This window comes from Methanobrevibacter sp. (assembly GCF_045577275.1).
In the GTDB taxonomy this organism is placed as follows: domain Archaea; phylum Methanobacteriota; class Methanobacteria; order Methanobacteriales; family Methanobacteriaceae; genus Methanobrevibacter.
In genome coordinates this window covers 1-4,725 of record NZ_JAZNIB010000279.1, presented here as the reverse complement: position 1 = coordinate 4,725, position 4,725 = coordinate 1, and the positions used below count along the sequence as shown (strand labels likewise).

Here is a 4,725-nt window from a genome sequence, read left to right as displayed (position 1 = left end):
ATAAAAAATGGCTACCTTATCAAAATGCCAAATCACCCTATCACCCAACACCACTCAGCTGAACGATTGGACCATTCAGATCTTCTCGCATTGCAGCTTTGCTCTCTTGTATCAGGACATCCACCCCCTCACCCTTTGGATGTCCTGATATCCCCTAATTGGGCAAATAAAAAAGACCCACCTTCCCCGAAAGATGAGTCTATGTGGGAATCAAAGGAGGACACCCATGTCAATGCTGAAGACTATCGACACCTTAATTATTGATGTTTTTATTATAAATTTCAATATATTTCTTTTGAACATCCATCTTCTTTTCTTGATATTCGATTATTGTTCCACCTTTGACTCTATATCCTCTTTGAACCATCCATTTGGATGATATGATATTTATTTCATCAAATGAGACCTCAATCAGCTTAAGAGCATCTCTTTTGAGCATACCTTGAGCAAGATATCTTTGAAGTTCCTCGGCATGTGTATGCTCTTTGTAATAATCGAAGTTAATTCCACCACTCTTGATGACCACTTCTTTCTTCCCATTTGGTTTTTCAAATTGTATCTTGTATCTTTTAGAAGCTGAGAATTGACTTCTCTCGGAAATTTCTTCCAATCCCCATCCACCGAGTTCATCTTTTTGATTGATAGTTGACCAAACTTTCTTTGTCTCTTCATTGTAAACACAAAAGATGCTATCGGTATCGAAGTAAATCACATTTTTCCACCCAAATTTCAATGCAGTGGATATGAGACACACTCTTCCCCAAGCAGGGATTGTTGCAAGTGGAATGTAGGTGTATTTTGCCGACAATTTGACTTCTTCATTTTCACTGACTTTAGAGTCAATGATTCCATATTCATTGATATAGTTTTCAAATGTTTCATTATGTGGTTTCTCGACAAACTTTCCATATGCTCCACTATTATTGAGAAGTTTATATCTTAATGTGTTGTAAGCATCACTTTCAGCTTTTGCTTTCTTTCGAGCATCATAGTTGTCCTTACAATATTGTCTCCATGGAAGCATCTTTGCTCGATAGCAATATCCATCAATATACTCAATCTCTAAGTTGACATAACATTGATACATTATTGGAATTTCAAAATCCCAAACATAAAGTTCTCTTCCTTCAATGAAATCTTGTCCGATAAGTTGAATGACTGAATGAATCTTCACATCATCATATGACACTCGAATATGGCAACAATTGATATGTTTGAACATCTTTGTTGGTTTACCTTTGAAATATTCACCTTCGCCATAAGGATGAGGTTTCAACCATACTTGCGATGGATACATTTGGTGAGCATCCACATGAAGAACCTTGCACTCAAGTTCTTTGAATTGATAGTTTCTTGTTGCATAGCAGATCCCACCACTTAATGCTTTTCTAACAAAGGTGGATTCTTCTTCACCGAGTTCAGGATATTCTTTTCTAAATGCTTGGTATGGTTTGACACTTCTTGGATATCCTCTTTTAAGTAATTTTAGCATCGAATAAGATGCCATTGACACTGCCTTAAAGAAGTCTTTGTCTCCAAGTTCTATCTCTTTTAATAAGACATCAATAATGATTCTTGTGTCTCGAAATACATATACTCTCTCATAACATTTAATTGTGTAATTATGAAGTCTATTGAGAGTATAATCAATCTCACCTTTTTGTGTTGGAAGCTGAAATGCCTTTGCTACTTCTGAAAGACCACCACCGAATATTTTGGCGAGGTCTCTTATAAGAATAAGACCATCTTTCTTCCCAAATTTCAATTGTACTTGCCAAACACTACTCACTGATTTTGTGCTTATAGAGTTATAACACATCTCATCATCTTTCCCAATATTCGCTTTGAAAGAAAGTCCACGAGAGAGGACATATGGAAGCAAAAATGACCACTCAAATGAGAGGTTATAAATATAAACACATATGTTTGTTGTTGGTCTCTTTTGACCTTTTGGTCTTTTGCGAGATGATAGTGATTGTAATCTATCAAGGAATTCATCCATTGTGTAAAAATAAGAAGAGTCTTCATAGACTTTGGACTCTTCATTTATGAATGCTCCTAACCACATGGAGGTCTCTTGTTTTTCTTTTGATTCCTCATCATTGTGGGATTCGATGTCCATAGCATATATGTCAAAATTTTTTCTTCCAATTCGATGTATCATTTGTCCTCCTTATAAATGATATTATGGAATTCTTAATATTTTCCTTACATCACGAGCAACATCTTTTGGATCTGCTCCATGATTGAGGTCATATAATCTATCATAAGATGGTTTGATGCTTTCTTCAAGAATCATCCAAGCATTGTCTCTTATATCTTGAGCAAGAGATAAAAGTTCATCACTTTGATATTTATAAGCTGCATCTTCGATATAATCCGAAAGTTGTCGGATGTTTTCGGAATATGCTTTTCCTGATGCATATCTTTCAGCTTCAGTTAATAATCGAATTGTCTCTTCTCGACCTCGATTCTCAAGTGACCATTTGACTTTCTTGCTTGATTTTAGACCGACAGGAGGGATTTCTCCTCTCTTATGAGGAAATGCTTTATTCCACTTTCTTTGGACTCTTTGGAGAAGTCTTTTGATTTCTCTATCTTCGATATAAGATTTTGCTCTTTTTCCTGTCCAAGTAATCTTAGAAAGTTGTGCAGCTCTTTTTGTGGACAATGTAGTTCCTGTCATAGCACGAGCATACATATTTCCTGTGCCACCTGTGAACCTTTGACCATCGATTGTTCTGATAAGAATTCCACCATCTTTTCTCACATAATATGTGACTGAATGTCCTTCTTGTCTTAGTTTATCTACTACTTGCCTTAAGTTCATAATTGCCTCCTATAAAAAGAATGGGACAGGCATCAGGATGGATGTGGTGACTAATCCACTTGCATGGAGGCACAATCTAATGTGGTCAATCCTCTCTATCATCATGCAATATACCATCGGATGTGAGATACCTGTCCGATTCTACTTTAATTATCTACGACTTCTTGTTGGTTTGGCAACAGGTTTCGCATTTTGAGGTGCAGCTTTTGGTGCTTCTACCTTTACTTCAGGATCTGGGTCAAATGGAAGTTCTTCTTCGTTTGGTTCTTCCACTTCATCTTCACTTTGTTTGAGGATGTCAATGAATTCGACACCACTTGCCATAAGTTCGATGTTTGAACCTCTTGAACCATCTTGTCTAATAAATTTCTTTTGGTAGATTCTACCTGTGACTGCGATTTTGTCACCTTTGGACAACCATTCGCCACAAATATCGGCAGTCTTGTCGAATGTTGTGACTTCGATGAAACCTGTGTCTTCAGTTCCATCGGGATTTTTGCCTTGATTGAATGCAAGAGCAAATTTTGTGATATTGTTTCCTGAATTTGTTTTGAAGAGTTGAGGTTCTCTTGTTAGTCTTCCGACTAATGCGATAACATTAAGCATTTTTCTTTTCCTCCTTTGCTATTTGTTCGCTTGCAGCTTTGATTTCGGCATTTTGAAATACTAACCATTGAGCATAAATGTCGGAAACAAGCATGCCTTTTGTGTAAGGTCTTTTCATTTTCTTAGAGATTGCCTTAGAGACCTTATCCATAGAATCGGCAATTTCTTTTGGCACACTGATTTGAAGCATTTTGTTGCCTTTCCTAATCATCCTCATCTTCCTCCAAATCGTATGGATAGTCGGATGCTTTAGGGATACAACGATATTGTCGGAATAGTGCCTTTTCCGATTTGGTTTCATAAGAGACTGCTTTGATGACAAGGAAGACCTTTTTCTCGCCTTCTTTAGTCTCAAAGACCTTTTCTTCATCCTTTTTGCCTTTTAATTGAGACAAGACATCTTCGAGTTTGTCTTTGGATTTGAAGATCTGAATCTTTGTTTGCTTGGTCTCTTTATTTTCCCAAGTGATAGTGACCATGTCTACTACCTCCTTTCTATCTAAATCTATTTCTCTTTTGACTTCGCATCTCTCCTCTTGTGGGAGCATATTTGTGCTTATGTCTATTAGATTTCTTTTTCTTGAATTTAATGAAGTTCTTATTCATAACTTGCATTTCCTCCTAATGTAGGCATCATCCCACGAATCATCGCAGTGAAGTTCCATATAGATCATATTTGCAGATTTGTTCATCATATAAATGAATCTAATTGCTTTTTCAGGACTATGGAATTTCTTGGACTCTCTTGTCCATCTTCCATTGCCTCTATAATAGGCGAATCCCACTTCAATCATTGATGAATCCATCCTTAAGAATGAAATATTCTGATTTGCTTATTTCATATGAAGCATGATGTTTTCCGATAGTTATTCCCAAATAAGGTTTGCGAAATTGAAACAATTTTGGTTCTAAATATTTTTTAAGGATTTCTAATGAATTAAGAGCAGTTTCAATGATGTCTAAATCCACTTTTAATTTTGGATTCAAAGAAAAATATGTATCAGCAAAATCAAACCAATGCCCCTCTTTTAATTCATTAAAAGCTTCTAATGGTGTCAGATCCACTTCCATCATATCTCCACCGATATCTCTCTTCCCATTGATATCTTGATAGACAATGTCATAATTAGGATGCATTGCTTTGAAAGCTGCTAAATAGATACCTCGCATTGTCTTTCTTGGATTTCTTGGGTCTACAAAGACTCCATAAGGAGCTGAATTCTTGATTTTAATCATATTGATAATGCTCCAAGATTTTGTTTGTATGATTTGTGCGTTCAATTAGATTC

At 36.1% G+C, this 4,725-nt stretch carries 9 protein-coding genes; 2 read left to right on the top strand and 7 right to left on the bottom strand.

The annotated features are described in order from the left end of the window. Window positions 1-264, top strand: a 264-nt coding sequence (locus ACKI67_RS08200) for a hypothetical protein (RefSeq protein WP_407463018.1), incomplete at its 5' end; no start/stop codon positions are given. On the opposite strand, the gene ACKI67_RS08195 is transcribed toward ACKI67_RS08200, so the two are convergent. Together ACKI67_RS08195 and ACKI67_RS08190 are read right to left on the bottom strand one after the other, a co-directional pair. Next, window positions 254-2,164 carry a DNA polymerase gene (locus ACKI67_RS08195; protein WP_407463017.1) on the bottom strand — a complete coding sequence of 637 codons (1,911 nt, stop codon included), beginning with the start codon at window positions 2,162-2,164 and terminating at the stop codon, window positions 254-256. The two genes, ACKI67_RS08200 and ACKI67_RS08195, sit on opposite strands and share 11 nt — an antisense overlap. Window positions 2,165-2,185: 21 nt before the next feature. Beyond that, window positions 2,186-2,830 carry a hypothetical protein gene (locus tag ACKI67_RS08190; protein ID WP_407463015.1) on the bottom strand — a complete coding sequence of 215 codons (645 nt, stop codon included), beginning with the start codon at window positions 2,828-2,830 and terminating at the stop codon, window positions 2,186-2,188. A gap of 37 nt (window positions 2,831-2,867) precedes the next feature. Here ACKI67_RS08190 and ACKI67_RS08185 point away from each other — a divergent pair, with 37 nt between their 5' ends. Beyond that, on the top strand, window positions 2,868-3,026 hold the full coding sequence (locus ACKI67_RS08185) for a hypothetical protein (protein WP_407463014.1): 159 nt from the start codon (window positions 2,868-2,870) through the stop codon (window positions 3,024-3,026). Here the strand turns inward: ACKI67_RS08185 and ACKI67_RS08180 are convergent. From ACKI67_RS08180 to ACKI67_RS08160, 5 genes are read right to left on the bottom strand one after another with little or no spacing between them, the layout of a single operon-like run. Beyond that, on the bottom strand, window positions 2,981-3,436 hold the full coding sequence (locus ACKI67_RS08180) for a single-stranded DNA-binding protein (RefSeq protein WP_407463013.1): 456 nt from the start codon (window positions 3,434-3,436) through the stop codon (window positions 2,981-2,983). The genes ACKI67_RS08185 and ACKI67_RS08180 overlap by 46 nt on opposite strands. Continuing rightward, window positions 3,429-3,647 (bottom strand): hypothetical protein, encoded by a 219-nt coding sequence (locus tag ACKI67_RS08175; protein ID WP_407463011.1) that lies wholly within the window; start codon window positions 3,645-3,647, stop codon window positions 3,429-3,431. Before ACKI67_RS08175 ends, ACKI67_RS08180 begins: the two co-directional genes overlap by 8 nt. Beyond that, window positions 3,640-3,984, bottom strand: coding sequence for a hypothetical protein (locus ACKI67_RS08170; RefSeq protein WP_407463010.1), 345 nt, complete (start codon window positions 3,982-3,984; stop codon window positions 3,640-3,642). Before ACKI67_RS08170 ends, ACKI67_RS08175 begins: the two co-directional genes overlap by 8 nt. 54 nt (window positions 3,985-4,038) lie before the next feature. Continuing rightward, window positions 4,039-4,230 (bottom strand): hypothetical protein, encoded by a 192-nt coding sequence (locus ACKI67_RS08165; RefSeq protein ID WP_407463009.1) that lies wholly within the window; start codon window positions 4,228-4,230, stop codon window positions 4,039-4,041. Next, entirely contained in the window at window positions 4,223-4,672 is a 450-nt protein-coding gene (locus ACKI67_RS08160) for a hypothetical protein (RefSeq protein ID WP_407463008.1), read from the bottom strand. The genes ACKI67_RS08165 and ACKI67_RS08160 overlap by 8 nt, the downstream gene beginning before the upstream one ends. Between the last annotated feature and the right edge of the window lie 53 nt (window positions 4,673-4,725).